Origin of the sequence: Exiguobacterium qingdaonense (genome assembly GCF_018617855.1) — a bacterium.
Taxonomy (GTDB): Bacteria; Bacillota; Bacilli; order Exiguobacteriales; family Exiguobacteriaceae; genus Exiguobacterium; species Exiguobacterium qingdaonense.
Map to the genome: position 1 here is coordinate 1 of NZ_JACSKY010000050.1, position 209 is coordinate 209.

Consider the following 209-nt stretch of genomic DNA (forward strand, 5'->3'; position numbering starts at 1 on the left):
TTCTTTGCCAGAAGTAATTTGGCTTTTTCACGATTCTTACTCCCAATCTTCTTGCGTGACAAAGCGCGCTGCGCCTTCTTGACCTTCGCTTCGGATTGTCGGAGAAAGCGAGGGTTGTCAATCTTCTCCGAGACCATCGCATCGTTCGTCATGACGGCGAAGTGCTCCAAACCGAGGTCGATCCCGACCTTGTTCTCGGCTGGGATCCA

Annotated in this window: 1 protein-coding gene; it reads right to left on the bottom strand. The window is 52.2% G+C overall.

Going from position 1 to position 209, the window contains the following annotated elements:
* Nucleotides 1-209: transposase (locus KNP00_RS14195; protein ID WP_240542905.1), on the bottom strand; the 209-nt coding region annotated here is incomplete at both ends.